At 60.1% G+C, this 22628-nt stretch carries 21 protein-coding genes; 10 read left to right on the plus strand and 11 right to left on the minus strand.

Translation table 11 applies throughout. The features are described from left to right. The first annotated feature begins 19 nt into the window (after window positions 1-19). Both BK659_RS17340 and BK659_RS17345 read left to right on the plus strand, forming a co-directional pair. Window positions 20-1930 (plus strand): ATP-binding cassette domain-containing protein, encoded by a 1911-nt coding sequence (locus BK659_RS17340; RefSeq protein ID WP_123426223.1) that lies wholly within the window; start codon window positions 20-22, stop codon window positions 1928-1930. A 186-nt stretch (window positions 1931-2116) separates the two neighbouring features. Continuing rightward, on the plus strand, window positions 2117-2749 hold the full coding sequence (locus BK659_RS17345) for a LysE family transporter (RefSeq protein WP_103317873.1): 633 nt from the start codon (window positions 2117-2119) through the stop codon (window positions 2747-2749). A gap of 63 nt (window positions 2750-2812) precedes the next feature. On the opposite strand, the gene BK659_RS17350 is transcribed toward BK659_RS17345, so the two are convergent. The 4 genes from BK659_RS17350 to BK659_RS17365 are packed head-to-tail and all read right to left on the minus strand — an operon-like array spanning window position 2813 to window position 5965. Then, window positions 2813-3556, minus strand: coding sequence for a penicillin-binding protein activator LpoB (locus BK659_RS17350; protein ID WP_123426224.1), 744 nt, complete (start codon window positions 3554-3556; stop codon window positions 2813-2815). Window positions 3557-3559: 3 nt separating this feature from the next. Continuing rightward, window positions 3560-4147 (minus strand): penicillin-binding protein activator LpoB, encoded by a 588-nt coding sequence (gene lpoB / locus BK659_RS17355; RefSeq protein WP_071552841.1) that lies wholly within the window; start codon window positions 4145-4147, stop codon window positions 3560-3562. Between the two features lie 35 nt (window positions 4148-4182). Next, a complete protein-coding gene (locus BK659_RS17360) occupies window positions 4183-4554 on the minus strand; it encodes a YcfL family putative periplasmic lipoprotein (RefSeq protein ID WP_123426225.1) in 372 nt (123 codons plus the stop codon). A 13-nt stretch (window positions 4555-4567) separates the two neighbouring features. Further along, window positions 4568-5965, minus strand: a complete 1398-nt coding sequence (locus BK659_RS17365) for a COG3014 family protein (protein ID WP_123426226.1) — start codon at window positions 5963-5965, stop codon at window positions 4568-4570. A 308-nt stretch (window positions 5966-6273) separates the two neighbouring features. Between BK659_RS17365 and BK659_RS17370 the strand changes: the two genes are divergently transcribed. Together BK659_RS17370 and BK659_RS17375 are read left to right on the plus strand one after the other, a co-directional pair. Then, a complete protein-coding gene (locus BK659_RS17370; protein WP_123426227.1) occupies window positions 6274-8172 on the plus strand; it encodes an FTR1 family protein in 1899 nt (632 codons plus the stop codon). Between the two features lie 105 nt (window positions 8173-8277). Then, a complete protein-coding gene (locus BK659_RS17375) occupies window positions 8278-8733 on the plus strand; it encodes a YaiI/YqxD family protein (protein WP_123426228.1) in 456 nt (151 codons plus the stop codon). A gap of 117 nt (window positions 8734-8850) precedes the next feature. On the opposite strand, the gene elbB is transcribed toward BK659_RS17375, so the two are convergent. Further along, window positions 8851-9519, minus strand: a complete 669-nt coding sequence (gene elbB, locus BK659_RS17380; RefSeq protein ID WP_123426229.1) for an isoprenoid biosynthesis glyoxalase ElbB — start codon at window positions 9517-9519, stop codon at window positions 8851-8853. 114 nt (window positions 9520-9633) lie between these two features. Between elbB and BK659_RS17385 the strand changes: the two genes are divergently transcribed. Then, on the plus strand, window positions 9634-10869 hold the full coding sequence (locus BK659_RS17385; RefSeq protein ID WP_123426230.1) for a sterol desaturase family protein: 1236 nt from the start codon (window positions 9634-9636) through the stop codon (window positions 10867-10869). Here the strand turns inward: BK659_RS17385 and BK659_RS17390 are convergent. Then, window positions 10850-11482 carry a DedA family protein gene (locus BK659_RS17390; protein ID WP_123426231.1) on the minus strand — a complete coding sequence of 211 codons (633 nt, stop codon included), beginning with the start codon at window positions 11480-11482 and terminating at the stop codon, window positions 10850-10852. The two genes, BK659_RS17385 and BK659_RS17390, sit on opposite strands and share 20 nt — an antisense overlap. A 207-nt stretch (window positions 11483-11689) precedes the next feature. Here BK659_RS17390 and hemB point away from each other — a divergent pair, with 207 nt between their 5' ends. Both hemB and ppk1 read left to right on the plus strand, forming a co-directional pair. Continuing rightward, window positions 11690-12703 (plus strand): porphobilinogen synthase, encoded by a 1014-nt coding sequence (gene hemB / locus BK659_RS17395; RefSeq protein ID WP_123426232.1) that lies wholly within the window; start codon window positions 11690-11692, stop codon window positions 12701-12703. Between the two features lie 18 nt (window positions 12704-12721). Then, complete coding sequence (gene ppk1, locus BK659_RS17400; protein ID WP_123426233.1) at window positions 12722-14944, plus strand: polyphosphate kinase 1; 2223 nt, start codon at window positions 12722-12724, stop codon at window positions 14942-14944. A gap of 192 nt (window positions 14945-15136) precedes the next feature. On the opposite strand, the gene ppx is transcribed toward ppk1, so the two are convergent. The 5 genes from ppx to BK659_RS17425 form a co-directional block, all read right to left on the minus strand. Next, a complete protein-coding gene (gene ppx / locus BK659_RS17405; RefSeq protein ID WP_123426234.1) occupies window positions 15137-16639 on the minus strand; it encodes an exopolyphosphatase in 1503 nt (500 codons plus the stop codon). 198 nt (window positions 16640-16837) lie between these two features. Beyond that, window positions 16838-17575 carry an amino acid ABC transporter ATP-binding protein gene (locus tag BK659_RS17410; protein WP_123426235.1) on the minus strand — a complete coding sequence of 246 codons (738 nt, stop codon included), beginning with the start codon at window positions 17573-17575 and terminating at the stop codon, window positions 16838-16840. Beyond that, on the minus strand, window positions 17562-18212 hold the full coding sequence (locus tag BK659_RS17415; protein ID WP_123426236.1) for an amino acid ABC transporter permease: 651 nt from the start codon (window positions 18210-18212) through the stop codon (window positions 17562-17564). The genes BK659_RS17410 and BK659_RS17415 overlap by 14 nt, the downstream gene beginning before the upstream one ends. Next, a complete protein-coding gene (locus BK659_RS17420) occupies window positions 18209-18889 on the minus strand; it encodes an amino acid ABC transporter permease (protein ID WP_123426237.1) in 681 nt (226 codons plus the stop codon). The genes BK659_RS17415 and BK659_RS17420 overlap by 4 nt, the downstream gene beginning before the upstream one ends. Window positions 18890-18923: 34 nt before the next feature. Then, window positions 18924-19709: a transporter substrate-binding domain-containing protein gene (locus BK659_RS17425; RefSeq protein ID WP_123426238.1), complete on the minus strand. Its 786-nt coding sequence runs from the start codon at window positions 19707-19709 to the stop codon at window positions 18924-18926. A 254-nt stretch (window positions 19710-19963) separates the two neighbouring features. On the opposite strand from BK659_RS17425, the gene BK659_RS17435 reads away from it, so the two are divergent. From BK659_RS17435 to rho, 3 genes are all read left to right on the plus strand, one after another. Further along, on the plus strand, window positions 19964-20668 hold the full coding sequence (locus tag BK659_RS17435) for a FadR/GntR family transcriptional regulator (protein WP_123426240.1): 705 nt from the start codon (window positions 19964-19966) through the stop codon (window positions 20666-20668). A gap of 120 nt (window positions 20669-20788) precedes the next feature. Continuing rightward, a complete protein-coding gene (gene trxA / locus BK659_RS17440; protein WP_003206727.1) occupies window positions 20789-21118 on the plus strand; it encodes a thioredoxin TrxA in 330 nt (109 codons plus the stop codon). A gap of 248 nt (window positions 21119-21366) precedes the next feature. Continuing rightward, complete coding sequence (gene rho, locus BK659_RS17445) at window positions 21367-22626, plus strand: transcription termination factor Rho (protein ID WP_019694195.1); 1260 nt, start codon at window positions 21367-21369, stop codon at window positions 22624-22626. Window positions 22627-22628: the final 2 nt, after the last annotated feature.

The raw sequence follows: 22628 nt of genomic DNA on the forward strand, positions 1-22628 counted from the left end.
GGTAGACTCCGCCGCCATTATGATTCGACTTCAGAACCTGACTTTACAACGTGGCCCGCAACGTCTGCTAGAAGACGCCGAGCTGACCCTGCACGCCGGTCACAAAGCCGGCCTGATCGGTGCCAACGGCGCCGGCAAATCGAGCCTGTTCGCCTTGCTTCTGGGTGACCTGCACCCGGACTCGGGTGACTGCTTCTTGCCGGCCGACTGGCGCATCGCCCACATGCGCCAAGAGATCGACACCCTCGATCGCATCGCGGTCGACTATGTGCTTGATGGTGACCTGCGTCTGCGCGAGGTGCAACGCGACCTCGCCGCAGCCGAAGCGGCCCATGACGGTGCTGCTCAGGCCCGTCTGCACGCAGAGCTCGACAGCGCCGATGGCTACACCGCCGACGCCCGGGCGCGCAAGTTGCTCGCAGGCCTGGGCTTCACCAATGAACAGATGGATCGGCAGGTCGGAGATTTCTCCGGTGGTTGGCGGATGCGTCTGAACCTGGCGCAGGCGCTGATGTGCCCGTCGGACCTGTTGTTGCTCGACGAACCGACCAACCACTTGGACCTCGACGCGATTATCTGGCTGGAAGAGTGGCTCAAGAGCTACCCCGGCACCTTGCTGCTGATTTCCCACGACCGCGACTTCCTCGACGCCGTGGTCGATCACGTGGCTCACGTCGATCAGCGCAAAATTACCCTCTATCGCGGTGGCTACTCGGCGTTCGAACGTGCCCGCGCCGAACGTCTGGCCCAGCAGCAACAGGCCTACGAGAAGCAACAGGCGCAACGTGCGCACATGGAAAGCTACATCGCCCGCTTCAAGGCCCAGGCCACCAAGGCCCGTCAGGCCCAGAGCCGGATCAAGGCGCTGGAGCGGATGGAAGAGTTGTCCGCCGCCCACGTCGATTCGCCGTTCGACTTCGTCTTCCGCGAGTCGGCGAAGATTTCCAGCCCGTTGATCGACCTCTCCGACGCCCGTCTGGGTTATGGCGAGCGAACCGTGCTGGAGAAGGTCAAGCTGCAACTGACGCCAGGTGCGCGGATCGGCTTGCTCGGCCCCAACGGTGCGGGTAAATCGACGCTGATCAAAAACCTCGCCGGTGAACTCGAGCCATTGTCCGGCCGACTGACCCGTGGCGAGAACACGGTCGTCGGTTACTTCGCCCAGCATCAGCTGGACTCGCTGGATTCCAAGGCCAGCCCGTTGCTGCACTTGCAGCGTCTGGCGCCGACCGAGCGTGAGCAGACCCTGCGCGACTTCCTCGGTGGTTTCGACTTCCGTGGTGCGCGGATCGACGAGCCGGTGCTGAATTTCTCCGGCGGCGAAAAGGCCCGACTGGCACTGGCGTTGATTGCCTGGGACCGGCCGAACCTGTTGCTGCTCGACGAACCGACCAACCACCTGGACCTGGAAATGCGCCTGGCGCTGACCATGGCCCTGCAAGAATTCAGTGGCGCAGTGCTGGTGGTCTCCCACGATCGTCATCTGCTGAAAAGCACCACGGATAACTTCTTCCTGGTGGCCGATGGCAAGGTCGAAGAGTTCGACGGCGATCTGGAAGACTACGCCCGCTGGCTGGTCGATTATCGCCAGCGCAATGCGCCGGTGAACAACTCGCCGGTCAATCCGGACAAGACCGACAAGAAAGCCCAGCGTCAGGCCGCTGCTGCGTTGCGGCAGCAACTGGCACCGCACAAGCGCGAAGCCGACAAGCTCGAAGCCGAGTTGGGCAAGTTGCACGAGAAGCTGGCGAAGATCGAAACCAGCCTCGGCGACAGCGCCGTCTACGAAGCCGCCCGCAAGGACGAGCTGCGCGATCTGCTGGCCGAACAGGCCAAGCTGAAAGTTCGCGAAGCCGAGCTTGAAGAAACCTGGATGGAAGCCCTGGAGCTGCTCGAAAGCATGCAGGCAGAGCTGGAAGCGCTGTCCTGATAGAGGCCAGCCAGCGCTCGGTACGACGCTGGCGCGGCAACGACGTGTTGTCGAGCGGCTTCGAAAAGTAGCCGGACTGCCGGTAACGCTGGTCGGCAGGGCGATTTTTCTGCAAAAAATCGATAGTCATTCACAAGCCAGCACATTAGCTTAGACGTCTATAACGAGTCTGAGTCGAGGTGTGCGATGGTGCTTGAGACATGGCTGGCGTTTTTTGCCGCCTGTTGGGTGATCAGTCTTTCCCCGGGCGCCGGCGCCATTGCGTCGATGTCCTGCGGTTTGCAGTACGGTTTCTGGCGTGGCTACTGGAACGCCCTTGGCCTGCAGCTGGGGCTGGCGATGCAGATTGCGATTGTCGCCGCCGGTGTGGGCGCAATTCTCGCCACGTCGGCCACGGCCTTCTACGCGATCAAATGGTTTGGCGTGGCTTATCTAGTGTATCTGGCGGTCAAGCAATGGCGCGCACTGCCCAGCAACATGAGCGATGACGCGGCCATTCGGCAGATTGGCAAACCGCTGGCGCTGGTATTTCGCGGTTTCCTGGTGAATGTCAGCAACCCCAAGGCGCTGGTGTTCATGCTCGCGGTGCTGCCGCAGTTCATCGACCCGCATGCGCCACTGGTGGCGCAGTACCTGATTCTTGGCGTGACCATGATCTGTGTCGATCTGATCGTGATGGCCGGCTACACCGGCCTCGCTTCCAAGGTTCTGCGACTGCTGCGCACACCCAAGCAACAACGACGGATGAACCGCACGTTTGCCGGGCTGTTCATTGGTGCTGCCGGGCTGCTGGCGACCATTCGTAGAGCTGCGGTGTAAAACCCGCAAGGCACAAAAAAGGCGACCTCAAGAGGTCGCCTTTTTCGTTCCCGCATGGATGACTCAGCGCAGAATGACCGGCGCCGTATCACGTGGCAGGTTATTGCGCAGTGGTGCTTGCCCCGGCTGTTGCTGAGTGCCGCGACCGAGTTGTTCGCCCAACTGACGGGCCACGTCCTCGCCCAGCGACTTGGACACGTCACGCACCACCCGTGGGCGGTTCAGCGAAACCTTGACGTCTTCGCCGTTCACCAGCTTGGTGTCCTGGCCGTCACCCATGGCGGTGAATGCCGACGTGATTTCAAACGTCCGGGTGTTGATCAGGCTGAAGTCCGCCACCAGGCTCAGGCCGAGAATCGCCGAGTAGCTGTCGGTGTTGGCCAGCGAGGTGATGTCGCGGGTGAAGTCGATGTCCGACAGGGTGCCGAACAACACATAGTCGGCGCCCTTGTAGTTACCGGCCTTGATCCGTTTGATCACGTCGTAGACGTCTTCCTTGGACTTGGCAGTGTACGGCGTGCCTTGCACCAGCTGGAACATCCCGGACTTGAGAATCTCGCCCTTGATGTCGCCGCTGAACTTGCGAAGCTCGCCTTGCTCGATGTAGCTGCTGCTGGCCTCGATCTCGTTGTAGCTCGACGAGCCACTGGCGTGATACATGCCCGCCTGCATATTGCTCTGTGCGGAGACGATGTGGATGTACTGCTCCACCCGCTCTTGGTAGGCGAGGTCGGTGACCGCGATTTTCGGGGCCGCCTGCGCGCCAAACGCGCAGGCCAGGGCCATGATGCCAATCCATGCACGCATTGCTTAACGCTCCGTGGTTTTGCGGATCTCTTTCTCGTCCATCCACTCGGCCAGACCGCTTTCAACGTCGATCAGTTGCAGGCTGAACTTGTAGAAAACGTCTTTGTAATCGCTGCTGCGCTTGACGATCGAGCTGATCGAGCCTTCAAGACGGTATTTGGCAGCGACCATATTGCCGGTCTTGGCCACGGTGCCTTTCTTGTACAGGCCGCTCTGGTTTTGCAGTTTGAGCTGGTCGACCTGGCTCTGCATCGCGGTGTTATCGCTGGCAAAACGGGCGGTGCCGGACTTCATCAGTTGAGTCTTGATGCTGGTGGTGATTTCGCGGGTATCGATGTATTCGCTGGTCTTGTTCTTCACGTCGTAGACCTGTACGACCGGGCGGCCTTGCAAGATGCCGGATTGGGCCAGGGAACGGGTCATGGATTCCGCAATCATCTGCAGGTCAGTGGAACCGAACTCGTTGGTCACCAGCTCAACAGCCTTGCTGTCGCCGTAACCGATGTTTTTCCCGCCCAGAACCGGCGAGTTGTTGGCGCAGCCGCTGGCCAGAAGGGCGACCACGGCGAGGAACGAAAAGCGTACAAACATGGGAATGTCTCTCTGTCACGAAATAGGGGGAGTGCTTAAGGGGTTTTGACTTCAAGGCGGAAGTCAGTGGCCTTGGGCACCGGCGCAATGGCCGGCAGGAACGTGGCCTGCGCGGCATACAGGTTCAGGGTTTTCCAGCTTTCTTCATCGGCCACCGGGAAGCCGTCGTCGCCCAGCCAGACGAAGCGGTAGTACATCGTCATGTTCGTGTGGCTGGTGTTGTTCAGCGCGACCTTGACGGTCAGGAAGCCGTTTTCACGGGCGACCCGCATCGCGCCAATCGCGATGTTTTTGAACTTGTTCATCACCACGACTTTGCTCTCGGCACTGCCAGGCGCAGGTGGCGGCGGGGTGGCGCAACCGGCCAGCAGAGCCAGGGCGGCAACAGCAATCAGTTTGAAACGCATGGAGAAGCTCCGCTTAAGGTTGTTTGACGCTGGCCACGACTTGCGGGGTGGTGCTTGGGATCACGTGGGCGGCGACGCCACTGGCGAACACCTGATTGCCCACCGTACGCAGGCTGATCACCTGGTAACGCTGATCGACCTTGACGGTGATTCGCGAACCGCCCAGAGCGTTCGGCAGGCTCAGTTGGTGCTCGCCTTTGGCCAGGCGCAGGCGCACAACCTGGGTGTTGTCGGGCAGGGTGCGCCAGGTGCGGGTATCCGCCCCTTCCATCACCGCCGACGTGATGCCTACGGCCAGACCGGCCAGAGGGTTGGTTTCGTTGATCTTCTTTTGCGCCACGGCGCGAGTCACGGCTCGTACAGTGGTGCGCAGAATGATCCCGGGCATATCGTCACGCAGGGCGCGGCGGGACATGGCGGTGGTGCTGTTGAGCTGGGTCAGGTTCTGTTGCTGGCCGTCGACACCGATCTGCGCATACGTCACGGTCGAGGTGTCAGGCTTGATTACCGGGAACGACAGCGGGGTGATCACCACGTTATTGCTGATTGGCAGTGGCAAGGGAATGCGAATGGAATCACGACTCGGCGCAAGGCCGCTTTGCACGACGATCAGGATGTCGCTTTCTTCGTTTTTGCCGGCCGGCTTGTCCAGGTTGAGCAGCGCTTGTTCGAGCAACGGAGTGTTGGGGCGCAGTTCGGCGGCTTTGCGATAACCCGGCGCGGCCAGGTCTTTTTCACCCAGGGCTTCGTAGACGAAACCGGCCAGGTAATGACTGAACGCACTCTGATAGCTGTTCTTCAGGCCGACCACGTCAGGCGCGTCGAGGCTCGCCACCGGGTAACCCTTCAGGTCCTTGTATTGAGTCTTGACGCCTTGCTTCTCGGCTTCGTCTTCGCGCTTGAGGTATTCCTTGTCCCGCAGTTCGGCGATCACCGCTTCGCGTTCGTGGGTCTTCTTGATTTCGGTGCGGGCACCGTCGAAATCGTTCACTGCCAGCAGGTTCAAGGCCATTTGCGTGGTCAGCATGACTTTTTCGTAGTCATACCCTTCGTAGCGGCGGACCTTGTCATTGACCAGAAAGCTGCCGAACTGAGCCAGGTACTTGTCGGTGTCCAGCTTGACCGACTCTTCCCAGGTACCGACGACCTGGTCCGCGCTTCTCCAGGCGGTCTGGCTGCCGGTCAGGTCGCCCTTGGCGCGCAGCAGTTCACCTTTCTCGAAGTAATAGAGCAGGTCTTTGTTTTCACCGGTGTTGTTTTTTTCCAGCAGCGTCAGTGCGGCGTCGACGTTACCGCTGGCCAACTGCTGGTTGGTTTCTTGCAGTTCTGTGTCGTAGCTGCGAAAGGCCGAACAACCGGCAAGCAAAGTGACTGCGCTGAGCGCGATCGAGGTGAGGGCGCGGGATGCCATGGGTACTTCTTCCCTGAGTTTAAACAGCCGAGCGTGCTGGTCGGGCTGGGTGAACCAATCGACAGGGAAGATGGCTATCCATGCCAATTCCTCATAAAAAGAGGAGCTTAAATACCCGATCGCAATAACGAGGGCGCGGCATTATAAGCGCGGATACTGGCCATGTAATGGCTTTTTAATTTCATTTTTTCTTTGGGTGCCACCATGTGGGAGGTGTCTGAATCCACGAACAATGGACGACAAAGCTTGAGCGGAAAGCATTGAGAGTGAACAATGTGTTACTTCGTATTATCAATTGAGATTCATTCATGACTGCCCCGTCCCGTTTCCTGGCCTGGCTAGTGTTCCCTTTGTTTGCCCTGTGTAGTTTCAACCTGCTGGCCGACACGGTGGAAGGTGCGCCACAGGCACTGCATTTGCTCGATTACATTGGTGCCGATTATCCGGCGACTGTGGAGGCGGGACAGGTCATCGATGATGGCGAATACCGCGAGCAGCTGGAGTTTCTCGGTGTCTTGCAGGGGCTGATCGTTGCGCTACCGGCAAAACCCGAGCGCGCGGAGCTTGAGCAGGGTGTGAGCAATCTGCGTAACGCTGTAACCCTGCGTCAAGACGGTGCGGAGGTGGCCCGTCTGGCGCGGCAACTGGGCGCGAAACTGGCAGTGGCCTATGAAGTCAGTCAGGCACCGATCATTACGCCGGACCCCACACGCGGTGCGCCGTTGTATGCCCAGCATTGCTCGGTGTGCCATGGCGACGCCGGTGCCGGTGATGGTCCCGCAGGTGTCGGCCTGACGCCGCCACCCGCCAATCTGCGCGATGCCACGCGGCTGGACCGCCTGAGCCTGTACGCGATCTACAGCACGTTGGGGCAGGGTATCGAGGGCACTGACATGCCGGCCTTCGCCGATCAACTCGACGAGCGTCAGCGCTGGGATCTGGCGACCTATATCGCCGCGTTCAGCGCCGATCCGACTGCGGCGAAAAGCGAAAAGAACTTCAACCTCGCCGACCTGGCCCGACAGACCCCGGCTGAAGTGCTGACGGCCGAAGGCCCTCAGGCAGCTGCTACGTTCCGCGCCCAGCGTGCGCAGCCGCCGCAAGTCAAACGCGGTCCGGCGCAGTTGCTCGATTACACCGCGGCGACCCTCGACAAGAGCATCGCCGCGTACCGTGCCGGCGCGCACGATCAGGCCTATGACCTGTCGGTGGCGGCGTATCTGGAGGGCTTCGAACTGGTCGAAAGCTCGCTGGATAACGTCAACGCCGTGGTGCGCAAAGACACTGAAAAATCCCTGATGGCTTACCGTCAGTCGTTGCAGGACGGGCTGCCGATCGAGCAAGCCGAGCAACGTCTGGCGTTTGCCAAGGCCAAGTTGAAAGAGTCAGCCGACCTGCTGGGCAGCGATGGATTGAGCTGGTCGTTGAGCTACGTATCGGGTCTGCTGATTCTGTTGCGCGAAGGATTGGAAGCGATTCTGGTACTGGCTGCGGTGCTGGCATTCCTGCGCAACACCGGTCAACAGTCGGCAATTCGCAGCGTCAACATCGGCTGGGGCTTGGCGCTGATAGCGGGTCTGGCGACCTGGGCGCTGGCGGCGTATGTGATCGATGTCAGTGGTGCCCAACGTGAGTTGCTCGAAGGCTGCACCGCGCTGTTCGCCAGTGTCATGGTGCTCTGGCTCGGGGTCTGGATGCACGACCGTCGTCACGCGGCCGCCTGGCAGGACTACATCAAGAGCAGCCTGGTCAGCGGCGGGGGGCGTTTCGGTTTTGCGGCGCTGGCATTTTTCTCGGTCTATCGCGAGCTGTTCGAAGTGGTGCTGTTTTACGAGACCCTGTGGCTGCAAGCCGGCCCGGCCGGGCATAACGCGGTACTGGCGGGTGGCGCCACGGCGTTGGTGTTGTTGGTCGGTCTGGCCTGGGTGATCCTGCGCGGCTCGGCGAAACTGCCGTTGGCGCTGTTCTTCGGGATCAACGCCGGTTTGCTCTGCGCGTTGTCGGTGGTGTTCGCCGGGCATGGCGTCAAAGCCTTGCAGGAGGCCGGGATCTTTGGCACTCGTCCGGTGGCATTCTTTGACTTCGACTGGCTGGGGATTCACGCTGATGCCTATTCGCTGAGCGCGCAGGCGGTGGCGATTCTGGCGATTGTCGTGCTGTACAGTCGCAGTCGTATGGCCGAGAAGCGGCGGGTTCAAGCCTCTTAACAGCATTCGCTGCGCTCACAATCGCGAGCAAGCTCGCTCCCACAGGATTGCGTATAACCTGTGGGAGCGAGCTTGCTCGCGATGTTTTTGAAAGGGAAATACACAATGCGTGTCTGGATCGATGCCGACGCCTGCCCTCGGGCGGCGAAGGACCTGGTGGTGAAGTTCGCCCTCAAGCGCCAGTTCGAAGTGGTGCTGGTGGCCGGGCAGCCGCAGATCAAGCCGAGCCTGGCCCTGGTGAAACTGATCGTGGTGCCGAGCGGTCCGGACGCGGCCGACGATTACCTGGTTGAACATGCGCTGCCCGGTGATCTGGTGATTTGCAGTGACGTGCCGCTGGCTGATCGGCTGGTGAAGAAGGGTGTGGCGGCGCTTGATCCGCGCGGCAAGGAATTCGATGCGCAGAACATGGGCGATCGGTTGGCGGTGCGTAACCTGTTCACCGATCTGCGCGAGCAGGGCCAGATGAGCGGTGGTCCCGCGCCGTTTGGCGATCGGGAGAAGCAGGCGTTCGCCAATGCGCTGGACCGGATCATCACCCGGCTGACCCGAAAACCCTGAGCTTGGCGGTGAACCCTGTGGGAGCGAGCTTGCTCGCGATAGGGCCAGCACATCCAACATTAATGTCGACGGTCAGGTCGCTATCGCGAGCAAGCTCGCTCCCACATTTAAACCGTGTTACGCATCATTCTCGTGAGTCAGCTCCAGCACCCGATCAACCAGCTTGTTGATCCCCGAGGCTGCTTCGCTGATCGACTGAGCGAGCATATAAGCCGGGGTGCTCACCAGTTTGCGGGCCTTGTCCTCAATGATGTCGCCGACCGCGCAGTCTGCGTGGGTAGCGCCCATTTTGGTCATTGCAGCGGCAGTGTCGGTGTCGTTGCCGATGGTGCAGGTCACGCCCGGGCCATAGATCTTCGCCGCCAGCGCCGGCGAGATACAGATCAGGCCAACCGGCTTGCCGGCTTCGGCAAAGGCTTCGGCCAGCGCCAGGACTTCTGGCTGAAGGCTGCAACCGGCGCCTTCGATGGCGAAGTTGGACAGGTTCTTCGCGGCGCCAAAACCGCCGGGCACGATCAACGCGTCGAAGTCTTCGGCGTTGGCTTCACGCAGGTCTTTTACGTGTCCACGGGCGATGCGCGCCGACTCCACCAGCACGTTGCGCGACTCGGGCATTTCTTCGCCCGTCAGGTGGTTGATCACGTGCAATTGCGCGATATCAGGGGCGAAGCACTGGACCTGCGCGCCGCGTTGGTCAAGGCGTAGCAGGGTGATCACGCTTTCATGGATCTCGGCGCCGTCATAGACGCCACAGCCGGAAAGTATCACTGCAACTTTTTTGCTCATGGGTTCTTCTCCAGATTCATGGCGTTAAATGTCCACTAATTTGTCACTCGTTGCCATAGGGTTATTTCGCGTCTACACCTAATCTTTTGGCAACAATTGTGATCAGGTCGCGTCATGGACTTCATTCTGTATGCGGTGCCGTTTTTCTTTGTGTTGATTGCCGTCGAGCTGTTGGCGGACCGCTGGCGCGGGGTGAGTAATTATCGCCTGGCCGATGCGATCAACAGCCTCAGCACCGGCGTGCTGTCGACCACCACCGGCCTGTTGACCAAAGGCGTGGGGCTGCTGACGTACGCCTTTGCGCTGAAACATCTGGCGTTGTTCGAGCTGTCGGCCGAGAGCGTTTGGGTCTGGGTGTTCGCCTTTGTCCTTTACGACTTCTGCTACTACTGGCTGCACCGCATGGGGCATGAGCGCAACATCCTCTGGGCGGCGCATTCGGTGCACCATCAAAGCGAGGACTACAACCTCTCCACGGCATTGCGCCAGACCAGCACCGGGTTCCTGCTGAGCTGGATTTTCTACCTGCCGATGGCGGTGCTCGGTGTGCCGCTGCTGGTGTTCGTCAGCGTCGCGGCGCTGAACCTGCTGTATCAATTCTGGGTCCACACCAAACACATTCCCAAGCTCGGCTGGTTCGAATGGTTCTTCGTCACGCCGTCCAACCATCGGGCTCACCACGCGCAGAACGCGCTGTACATGGATCGCAACTACGGTGGGGTGTTCATTGTCTGGGACCGGTTGTTTGGCTCGTTCCAGGAGGAGGACGACAACGAGCCGGTGATTTTTGGCGTGACCACGCCGCTGGCGAGCTGGAATCCGTTGTGGGCGAACCTGCAGTTCTATGCGCAGTTGTGGGCCGATGCTCGACGCGCCGAGAGCCTGTGGGACAAGCTGCGGATCTGGTTCATGCGCACTGGCTGGCGTCCGGCGGACGTGGCGGCGAAGTACCCGATGAACAAGCCCGACCTGAGTCAGTTCCGTAAATTCGAGGTGCCGCTGGACGGTCGCCAGCAGCTGTATATCGCACTGCAATTTTGCGTGTACATCGCGCTGGGCAGCTACCTGATGAATCTTGCGCAAAGCCTGTCGACCGCGGCCCTGGTGTTGGGCTGGGGCGCGGTGGCGCTGGGTTTGTTTGTGTTGGGCGTGGCCCTGGAGAATCGCCCGCAGGCGTTGAAGCTGGAACTGCTACGGCTGGTGTTGAACCTGCCGCTGGTGTGGCTGGCGCCGCTGGTCGGGCTATGGCCGGCCAGCGCGGTGGGCTGGGTCGGCCTGCTCAGTTACAGCCTGGTCAGCGGTATCGGCCTCTACTGCTGCAGAAACCGTTTCACTCGACTGGCGTCGTAGGTTCGTTGGCGCGGGCCTTTTCGTTGGTCTTGGCCTGCTCGTCGGCGTAGATCTGCTTGGCCAGGCGGGCATTCTTGAAGCGCCGACGCAGCCACAGGCAGAGGCCCAGCACCAGCAGGGCGCCGAGAACCCACAACTCGTACTTCTTGACGCTGCCGAGCATGCCTTCGAGCACTGCGCCAAAGTGGTAAGCGGCGGCCGCCAGGGCGCTGGCCCATATCGCCGCACCAATACCATTGAGTATCAGGTAGCGTCCTGGCGGATAACCCGACAGGCCGATGGCCACGGGCATCACTGTGCGCAGGCCGTAGACGAAGCGAAAGCTCAGGACCCAGATGTCCGGGTGCTTGCGGATATGCTCAAGCGCCCGATCACCCATCAATTGCCAGCGTGGTTTGCGCGCCAGCAGTTTGCGGCCGTGTTTGCGCCCCAGGAAGTACCACAGCTGATCGCCGGCATAACTGCCGAAGAACGCCACGACCACCACCAGGTTGATGTCCATGTATCCGCGGAACGCGAGGAAGCCTGCGAGTACCAGAATGGTTTCGCCTTCGAAGAACGTGCCGAGGAAAAGGGCAAAGTAGCCGAAGTCATGCAGAAATTGTTGGAGCATTGTCTGGGTGCTGGCGAAATGAACGCGCAGCCTAACCCTTCAGACACATTCAGGAAAGTGTCGAAATGTGTCTCGACGTGAACATTTCCTACAAGGACAATGGTTGCGACTACAGGTCACAGGGGTGCACATAACTGTCATACGTTAGTCATAATGGCCGCTTATAACTGTCACGCTCGCCCGCCAGCGCGGGCTCAGGAGTCTGTCGTGAGCTTTACCCCCGCCAACCGTTTGTTTCCTGCAACCCGCCTGCGTCGCAACCGTCGTGATGAATTTTCGCGCCGTCTGGTCCGCGAAAACGTCCTGACCACCAATGACCTGATTCTCCCGGTCTTTGTGCTGGACGGTGAAAACCGTCGCGAAGCGGTCGCCTCGATGCCGGGCGTCGAACGTCTGACCATCGACCTGTTGCTCGAAGAAGCGGCCCAGTGGGTCGAGCTGGGTATTCCCGCCGTGGCGCTGTTCCCGGTCACTCCGCCCGAGCTCAAATCCCTCGACGCCGCTGAAGCCTGGAACCCCGAGGGCATAGCCCAACGAGCCACCCGCGCCCTGCGTGCACGCTTCCCGGAACTGGGGGTGATTACCGACGTGGCGCTGGACCCGTTCACCACCCACGGTCAGGACGGTATTCTGGATGAAGAAGGCTATGTGCAGAACGACATCACTGTCGATGCACTGGTCAAGCAGGCGTTGTCCCATGCGGCTGCCGGTGCGCAGGTGGTGGCTCCGTCGGACATGATGGACGGCCGCATCCAGGCGATCCGTGAAGCGCTGGAACTGGCCGATCACGTCAATGTGCGGATCATGGCTTACTCGGCCAAGTACGCCAGTGCCTATTACGGCCCGTTCCGCGATGCGGTCGGTTCGGCGCTGAACCTGGGCAAGGCGAACAAGGCGTCCTATCAAATGGACCCGGCCAACGGCAACGAAGCGTTGCACGAGGTGGCCAGCGACTTGTCAGAAGGCGCGGATATGGTCATGGTCAAGCCAGGCATGCCGTACCTGGATATCCTTTATCGCGTCAAAGAAGAATTTAAAGTGCCGACCTTTGTCTATCAGGTCAGCGGTGAATACGCGATGCACATGGCAGCGATCCAGAATGGCTGGTTGAGCGAAGGGGTTATTCTTGAATCCCTGACCGCCTTTAAACGTGCTGGCGCTGATGGCATCCTGACTTACTTTGCCGTACGTGCCGCTCAATTGTTACGAGAGCAACAATAGCCCTCCCAGGAACACTCGATGAATACCGAAGGATTCACTGAAGTTGCCGTAAACGAAGCTCAACCTGTGGTTGAGCCAGTCGTCGAAACCCCGTTGGAGCTGGAGCCTGCTCCACCCGCGGTAGTAGTCGACGCTGTGCCGGCGACGCCTGCGATCGCGATTCCTGGTCTGGATGACAGCAGCCTGTATATCCATCGCGAGCTGTCGCAACTGCAGTTCAACATCCGCGTACTGGAGCAGGCGCTGGATGAGTCCTATCCCTTGCTGGAGCGGCTGAAGTTTTTGCTGATCTTCTCCAGCAACCTGGACGAGTTCTTCGAGATTCGTGTAGCAGGGCTTAAAAAGCAGATCACCTTCGCCCGTGAACAGGCCGGTGCTGATGGTCTGCAACCGCATCAGGCGTTGGCGCGCATCAGCGATCTGGTGCACGGCCACGTCGATCGCCAATACGCGATCCTCAACGACATTCTGTTGCCGGAACTGGAAAAACATCAGGTCCGCTTCATCCGTCGTCGCTACTGGACCACCAAGCTCAAGACCTGGGTACGCCGCTATTTCCGCGACGAGATCGCGCCGATCATCACCCCGATCGGTCTCGATCCGACGCACCCGTTCCCGTTGCTGGTGAACAAGAGCCTGAACTTCATCGTCGAACTCGAAGGTATCGATGCGTTCGGTCGCGATTCCGGTCTGGCGATTATCCCGGCACCGCGTCTGCTGCCGCGCGTCATCAAGGTGCCGGAAGAGGTGGGTGGCACGGGTGACAACTACGTGTTCCTGTCGTCGATGATCCACGCACACGCCGATGACCTGTTCCAGGGCATGAAGGTCAAGGGCTGCTACCAGTTCCGGCTGACCCGAAACGCCGACCTGGCAGTCGACACCGAAGACGTCGAAGACCTGGCCCGCGCCCTGCGCGGTGAGCTGTTCTCCCGTCGCTACGGTGACGCGGTGCGTCTGGAAGTGGCGGACACCTGCCCGAAACACCTGGCCGACTACCTGCTCAAGCAGTTCAACCTGCAAGAGACCGAACTGTATCGGGTCAACGGTCCGGTCAACCTGACGCGGCTGTTCAGCATCACCGGCCTGGACAGTCACCCAGAGCTGCAATACACGCCGTTCACCCCGCAGATCCCGAAACTGCTGCAAAACAGCGAGAACATTTTCAGCGTGATCAGCAAGCAGGACATCCTGCTGCTGCACCCGTTCGAGTCGTTCACCCCGGTGGTCGACCTGCTGCGCCAGGCTGCCAAGGACCCGCACGTATTGGCGGTCCGTCAGACCCTGTACCGCAGCGGTGCCAACTCGGAAATCGTCGATGCCCTGGTCGACGCGGCGCGTAACGGCAAGGAAGTTACCGCGGTGATCGAATTGCGCGCGCGGTTCGATGAAGAGTCCAACCTGCAACTGGCCAGCCGTCTGCAAGCCGCTGGCGCGGTGGTGATCTACGGTGTGGTGGGCTTCAAGACCCACGCCAAGATGATGCTGATTCTGCGCCGCGAGGCTGGCGAGATTGTCCGTTACGCCCACTTGGGCACCGGCAACTACCACGCGGCCAACGCCCGTCTGTACACCGACTACAGCTTGCTGACCTCCGATGACGCCTTGTGCGAAGACGTCGGCAAACTGTTCAGCCAGTTGATCGGCATGGGTAAAACCCTGCGCATGAAGAAACTGCTGCACGCGCCGTTCACGTTGAAGAAGGGCATGCTCGACATGATTGCCCGCGAGACCCAGTTCGCCCTCGACGGCAAACCGGCGCACATCATCGCCAAGTTCAACTCGCTGACCGACCCGAAGGTCATCCGCGCGCTGTACAAGGCCAGCCAGTCAGGGGTGCGGATCGATCTGGTGATACGTGGCATGTGCTGCCTGCGGCCGGGTATCGCCGGGGTTTCGCACAACATCCATGTGCGCTCGATCATTGGCCGCTTCCTGGAGCACACGCGGGTCTTCTACTTCCTCAACGGCGGCGAAGAGCAGATGTTCCTGTCGAGTGCCGACTGGATGGAGCGCAACCTCGATAAACGCGTCGAGACCTGCTTCCCGGTCGAGGGCAAGAAGCTGATTACCCGGGTCAAAAAAGAGCTGGAGCTTTACCTCACCGATAACACCCACAGCTGGAGCCTGCAGTCGGACGGTCGTTACATCCGTAACACGCCGACCGGCAACCAGAACCCACGCAGTGCCCAGGCAACCTTGCTGGAGCGTTTGGGCAGCCCGATTCTGACCGTCAATTGAGGTCCGGGGACACCTCACGCAAAGGCCATGGAAGGCCAATGTCGAAATAGCGCAGCCTAAATGTGGGAGCAGCCGGTCGACGCTCGATTGCTCGCGATGACGGAATGACATTCAACATTCATGTTGACTGCTGCACCGCTATCGCGAGCAAGCTCGCTCCCACATTGGTTTTGCTGTGTGTAATCGAGCGGATTAGCGCACGTTGAGGCTGAAGTTGACGCGGGTCAGCCATTCCGCTTCCAGCGCGAAGTCCGCCTGCGTCAGCTGGTTTTCGTCCAGCCAGTTCTCCGGGAACAATACATCCAGGCTGTCGCCGTTGGCCTGCAACGTGACCTGCGGCATCTTTTGGGTGCCACGGATGTGATGGAACAGAATCGCGAAGCGCAGCAACACGCAGAGGCGAATCAGCTTGATGCCTTCATCGCCGAACTCGGCAAACTTGTCCTTGGGAATGTTGCGGCGGTGGCCGCGCACCAATAGCGCCAGCATCAGTTGGTCTTCACGAGAGAAACCGGCCAGATCGGAGTGTTCGATCAGGTAGGCACCGTGCTTGTGGAATTGATAGTGGGCGATGTCCAGCCCGACTTCGTGGACCTTGGCCGCCCAGCCCAGCAGTTCGCGCCAGACTCCGTCATTCAGATCCCAGTCGTCGGCCACCTGGTCGAACGCGTGAAGCGCTTTGCGTTCGACGCGGTCGGCCTGTTCCACGTCGACGTGGTAACGCTCCATGAGCGAGCTGAGGGTGCGTTCGCGGACGTCTTCGTGGTGATGACGGCCCATCAGGTCGTAGAGCACGCCTTCACGCAGAGCGCCCTCACAGTGATCCATGCGTTGCAATTCGAGTGCGTCGAAGATCGCTTCGAGAATCGCCAGGCCGGCCGGGAAAATCGCCCGGCGATCAGGTTTTATGCCTTCGAAATCGATTTTTTCGACGTCGCCGAGCTTGATCAGCTTGCGCTTGAGCCAGGACAGACCCTCGGCGTTGACCTCGCCAGCGCCATGGCCGCCAGCCTTCAGCGCCAGACCGATGGCGCGGATGGTGCCCGAGGAGCCGATGGCTTCATCCCAGGTCAGGCGGTGCAGGGCGTGTTCAATGCTCATGATCTCCAGCCGCGCTGCGGTGTAGGCCTGGGCGTAGCGGGCCGGGGTGATCTTGCCGTCGCGGAAATAGCGCTGGGTGTAGCTCACGCAGCCCATTTGCAGGCTTTCGCGCAGCAGCGGTTCGAAGCGCTGGCCGATGATGAATTCGGTACTGCCGCCGCCGATGTCGGCCACCAGACGCTTGCCTGGGGTGTCGGCGAGGGTGTGGGAGACGCCAAGGTAGATCAAACGTGCTTCTTCACGACCGGAAATGACTTCCACCGGGTGGCCGAGGATTTCTTCGGCGCGACGGATGAATTCGCCGCGGTTGCGCGCCTCGCGCAGGGCGTTGGTCCCGACGATCCGCACGGCGCCCTGTGGCATACCGTTGATCAGCTGGGCAAAGCGCTTCAGACAATCGAGCCCGCGCTGCATGGATTCTTCGGTGAGTTGGCGTTCTTCATCGATCCCGGCGGCCAGTTGAACCTTCTCGCCAAGCCGCTCGAGAATACGGATCTCATTGTGGTAGGCCTTGGCCACGACCATATGAAAGCTGTTCGAGCCCAGGTCGATAGCGGCGATCAGGGACAGATTCTTGGCTTGGGATTGAGGCATGGTTTAGAGGTCTCGGTCGATAACCCGACCATCGTGCCACGATCAACCGCTGCCGCCAACGCGTAGGTGACCGCTTCGCGGTCAATCGCGAGCAAGCTCGCTCCCACATTGGTTTTGTGTTGCCCGCAGGACTGAAGCCAACAAAGAATCCTGTGGGAGCGAGCTTGCTCGCGATGGCGGCCCGGCAGGCGCCAAAAATTAGCCCGCCGCCTCAACCGTGCCAATGAAATTCGCCAGTTCCGCCGTCTGCGGATTGGCAAACAACACTTTAGGATCGCCCACCTCATGCACTTTGCCCTGATGCATGAACACCAGTTTGTCCCCAACTTCCCGGGCGAAGCGCATTTCGTGGGTGACCATGATCAGCGTCATCCCGTCCCTGGCCAGTTGCCGGACCACGCTCAGCACCTCGTTGACCAGCTCCGGGTCGAGCGCCGAGGTGATTTCGTCGCACAGCAGCACTTTCGGAGACATCGCCAAGGCCCGTGCGATCGCGACCCGCTGTTGCTGGCCGCCGGACAGCCGATCGGGGAACGCATCGAACTTTTCCGCGAGCCCGACCCGTTCCAGCATCTCTTGTGCCAGCTCTTTAGCCTTGGCTTTGGAAGCTTTCTGCACCACTTGCGGCGCGAGCATGACGTTTTCACCCACCGTCAGGTGTGGGAACAGGTTGAACTGCTGAAACACCATGCCGACCTTCTGCCTGAGGCTGCGCAAGTCGGCGCGGGCGGCGTCGAGGTATTCGCCGTCGACTTCGATCACCCCGTCGTTGATCGACTCCAGGCCGTTCAAGGTGCGCAGCAGGGTCGATTTACCCGAGCCGCTGCGACCGATGATCGCCACCACCTGGCCTTCGTCGATGCTCAGGTCGATGCCTTTGAGCACATGGTGATCGCCGTAATATTTATGCAGGGCGGAAATTCTAAGCAGAGGCATGCAGTCTCCTTTCCAGGTAGCGGGCACTGAGGGACAACGGGTAGCAGAGCAGGAAGTAACCGAGCGCGACCAGGCCGTAGACCATGAAGGGTTCGAAGGTTGCGTTGGCGAGCATGCCGCCGGTTTTGGTGAGTTCGGTGAAACCGATGATCGAGGTCACCGCTGTGCCTTTGACCACCTGCACCGAGAAGCCCACGGTCGGTGCCACGCCAATGCGCAAGGCTTGCGGCAGGATCACGTAACGCAGTTGTTCAAAGGGATTGAGCGCCAGGCTCGCCGACGCTTCCCACTGACCGTTGGCGATCGAGTCGACGCAACCGCGCCAGATCTCCGCCAGGTAAGCGCTGGTAAACAACGTCAGGGCAATCGCCGCCGCCAGCCACGGCGAAATCTCGATCCCCAGTAGCGCCACGCCGAAAAACACCAGAAACAGCTGCATCAACAGTGGCGTACCCTGGAACAGTTCGATCCAGGTACGGGCGAAACTGCGCGGCAGGGCGTTTTTCGAAATGCGCAGGGTCATGATCAGCAAGCCGATCAGCCCGCCACCGATAAACGCCACCAGCGACAGTGCCAGGGTCCATTGCAGGCCGGTGAGCAAGTTGCGCACGATGTCCCAGAAGGTGAAATCGCTCATTGGCTAGTCCTCGCGCTGCTTCTGGCTATAAACCGTCGCCCAATCCAGCCCAGCAACTGGCGGATCAGCAAGGCCATGCACAGGTAAACCAGTGTGGTCAGGGCGTAGGTTTCGAAGGCGCGAAAGTTGCGTGACTGAATGAAGTTGGCGGCAAAACTCAGTTCTTCCGTGGCGATCTGCGAGCACACCGCCGAACCGAGCATGACGATGATGATCTGGCTGCTCAGGGCCGGCCAGACCTTGCCCAGCGCCGGCAGCAGCACCACGTGGCGGAACGCTTCGAAACGGCTCATCGCCAACGCCGCCGCGGCTTCCAGCTGCCCGCGCGGGATCGCTTGAATGCCGGCGCGAATGATTTCCGTCGAATAGGCGCCGAGGTTGATCACCATCGCCAACACCGCGGCCTGCCATTCGGAGATTTGCAGGCCCAGCGACGGCAAGCCGAAGAAGATGAAAAACAGTTGCACCAGAAACGGCGTGTTGCGGATCAATTCGACATAAACCCCGAAAATCCCGGCAAACGGACGGATATTCCACGCCCGTACCACGGCGCCGACAATCCCCAGGCTGACCCCGAGCAGCGCGCCGATGGCCGTTAGCTCAAGGGTGAACAGCGCACCGCGCAGCAACAGGTCGGTGTTTTGCACCACCGGTAAAAAGTCGAACTGATAGGCCATGGGCAGGTTCCTCGATTAAGCGGCGTCGCGACAATCAGAGATCGGCTGGCAGCGGTTGCTTGAGCCAGGTCTGGGAGTTTTTCTCCAGGCTGCCGTCGGTTCTGGCGGTGGCGAGGATCTGGTTGACCTTGTCCAGCAGCGCCGGCTCGTTCTTGTTCACGCCAACGTAGACCGGCGAGTCCTTGAGTTTCACTTTCAGCGCTGGAATGCGTTTCGGGTTGCGTTCACTGATGGCCACCATCACCACGTTGCCGCTGGCGATCAGGTCGACCTGGCCTGCGAGGTAAGCGGCGACGGTCGAGTTGTTGTCTTCGAAGCGCTTGATGGTTACGCCTTGCGGGGCAACGGCGGTCAGCTCGATGTCTTCGATGGCGCCACGGGTGACGCTGATGGTTTTGCCTTTGAGGTCATCCAGGCCGTTGATGGCGACCTCGGGCGGGCCGAAAACCGCGAGATAGAAGGGGGCATAGGCGCGGGAGAAGTCGATGACCTTCTCGCGCTCAGGGTTTTTACCGAGGCTGGAGATCACCAGGTCGACCTTGCCGGTGGTCAGGAACGGAATGCGGTTGGTGCTGTTGACCGGCGTCAGTTCGAGTTTGACCTTGAGCTGGTCGGCCAGGAGCGCAGCAGTGTCGATGTCCAGGCCGCGGGGTTTCATGTCCGGGCCCACCGAGCCAAACGGCGGGAAATCCTGAGGCACGGCGACCTTGAGTGTCCCGCGCTTGACCACATCCTCCAGGCCGTCGGCATGGGCGGGGAACTGACAGAGCATCAGGCTGGCGAACAGGGCAGTGAGCAGGGCGCTGCAACGCTGGGTCATGGCAAATCTCCGGATTCGGCAAGTGATTTCTGCGAATCGACAGAGCACAGCCCGTGCCAACCCCCGGCGAAATGCCTGTCAGACCGCGGATTTACTGGCATTGATCGGTCTTACTGGTCTGAACAGTTGCTGGTTTTTTCGCACCTTGATCGGGCATCGCCCAAGGCGCTCGAACCCCCGTGGGGCACGACTTGCCTGACTCGGCGATTAGCTTTACAACTAGCCGCTCACTGGTCTGGCTCGTCTGAAAAAACATGAATTCCATCTCCCGCGCCGTACCCGAAGTGGCGCTGCACGCCATCCGTAAACTGATTGCCGAACAGGGTTTCGGGCCGGGGGATGTGCTGCCTTCGCAGCGCGATCTGGCAGTGCAACTGGGTGTGAGCCGGGCGTCGCTGCGCGAGGCGCTGTCATCCTTGAGTGCCTTGGGGGTGATCAGCGTGCAGCCGGGCAAGGGGGTATTCGTGCAGGCGGTTGAGCCATCCCCGGCGATGTCGGGGGTGAGTTGGCCGTTCGCTGCTCAAGCCTCGCCTGTGGATATCTTTCAACTGCGCTATGCCCTGGAGGGTTTCGCGGCGGGGTTGGCGGCGGTGACGTTGAGCGCCGATGAGCTGGATGCCCTTGAAGACAACGTCGCAGCGATGCGCGACGAGTTGCGTGCCGGGGACTTCGACGCGGCGGCGCGACTGGATTTCGAATTCCATCGGCGAATCCTGCTGGCCAGCGGCAATCAGGCGATGTTGAGCATTCTGACGGCGAGTGCCGAGCTCTTTCTGGAGAGCCAGAAACTACCGTTCATCCGGGCCGAACGGGCCATGGAAACCTGGCAAGAACACCGCAAGATCCTTCGAGCGCTGGCCCGCCGGGCTTCGAGTGCCGCCCAGAAGGCTATGCAGGAGCATGTGCGCAACGCGGCCCTGCGCACTGGAATTTCCTTCGTGACCCCCGCCACGCCGTGACTTGAGCTATACCCAAACTCATGGGCCGCCATAGCGAGACTCAATCATCTGCGGCTTCCTGAACGAGGGAAGGGCAGCTATGATGGGCCACGTTTTTTTGCTTACAACCTGGAGACTTCCATGAGCAGCGATCTTATCAAACACGTTAGCGACGCTAGCTTCGAAGCTGACGTACTCAAGGCCGAAGGTGCTGTACTGGTCGACTACTGGGCTGAGTGGTGTGGCCCATGCAAGATGATCGCTCCGGTTCTGGACGAAATCGCTGAAACCTACAAAGGCAAGCTGACCGTTGCCAAGCTGAACATCGACGAAAACCAGGAAACCCCGGCCAAGCACGGCGTGCGTGGTATCCCGACCCTGATGTTGTTCAAAAATGGCAACGTCGAAGCGACCAAGGTTGGCGCGCTGTCGAAGTCGCAACTGGCTGCCTTCCTCGACGCCAACATCTAAGCGTCGTTGCAAGTGTCACCCAAAAGGCCCCGCAAATAGCGGGGCCTTTTCGTTATTCAGGGCTAGACGCTCCGAAACTCAGGTGTTACATTCGGCCCCGCACTGGTTTCTCCAGCGCCCCCTGCAAGCCGTCGCCGACGCTCTCCTTTTCGAATAAGTACGCGATCCTGTCGCCTTCTCTGCGGCGCGGCCTCATTAAGCCAAAAGCTTAATTTCCCCCCCTCCATAAATGATTACGTCATTCCTATATGAATCTGACTGAACTCAAGCAAAAGCCGATTACCGAACTGCTCGAATTGGCCGAACAGATGGGCATAGAAAATATGGCCCGTTCGCGCAAGCAGGACGTGATTTTCTCCTTGCTGAAAAAGCACGCGAAAAGCGGCGAGGAAATCTCCGGTGATGGCGTGCTGGAGATTCTCCAGGACGGCTTCGGCTTCCTCCGCTCTGCTGACGCCTCCTATCTTGCCGGCCCAGACGATATCTACGTCTCGCCGAGCCAGATCCGTCGCTTCAACTTGCGCACCGGTGACACCATCGTTGGCAAGATCCGTCCTCCAAAGGAAGGCGAGCGTTATTTCGCACTGCTCAAGGTCGACACGATCAACTACGATCGTCCCGAGAACGCGAAAAACAAGATTCTCTTCGAGAACCTGACCCCGCTGTTCCCGACCGTGCGCATGAAGATGGAAGCCGGTAACGGTTCCACCGAAGACCTGACCGGTCGCGTCATCGACCTGTGCGCCCCGATCGGTAAAGGCCAGCGCGGTCTGATCGTTGCTCCGCCAAAAGCGGGCAAGACGATCATGCTGCAGAACATCGCTGCCAACATCGCTCGTAACAACCCTGAAGTTCATCTGATCGTGCTGCTGATCGACGAGCGTCCGGAAGAAGTAACCGAAATGCAGCGCACCGTGCGCGGCGAAGTGGTTGCCTCGACGTTCGACGAGCCGCCAACCCGCCACGTGCAGGTTGCCGAGATGGTGATCGAGAAGGCCAAGCGCCTGGTTGAACACAAGAAAGACGTGGTCATCCTGCTCGACTCCATCACCCGTCTGGCGCGTGCGTACAACACCGTGATCCCGAGCTCCGGCAAGGTCCTCACCGGTGGTGTCGATGCCCACGCCCTGGAGAAACCAAAGCGTTTCTTCGGTGCTGCTCGGAACATCGAAGAAGGCGGCTCGCTGACCATCATCGCTACCGCGCTGGTTGAAACCGGCTCGAAGATGGATGAAGTGATCTACGAAGAGTTCAAAGGCACCGGCAACATGGAACTGCCTCTGGATCGCAAGATCGCTGAAAAGCGCGTCTTCCCGGCCATCAACATCAACCGTTCCGGCACTCGCCGCGAAGAGTTGCTGACCGCCGACGACGAGTTGCAGCGCATGTGGATCCTGCGCAAGCTGCTGCATCCTATGGATGAAGTCGCTGCCATCGAGTTCCTGGTCGACAAGCTGAAACAGACCAAGACCAACGATGAGTTCTTCCTGTCGATGAAACGCAAGTAAGT

The organism is Pseudomonas brassicacearum (genome assembly GCF_003732225.1).
GTDB lineage: Bacteria > Pseudomonadota > Gammaproteobacteria > Pseudomonadales > Pseudomonadaceae > Aquipseudomonas > Aquipseudomonas brassicacearum_E.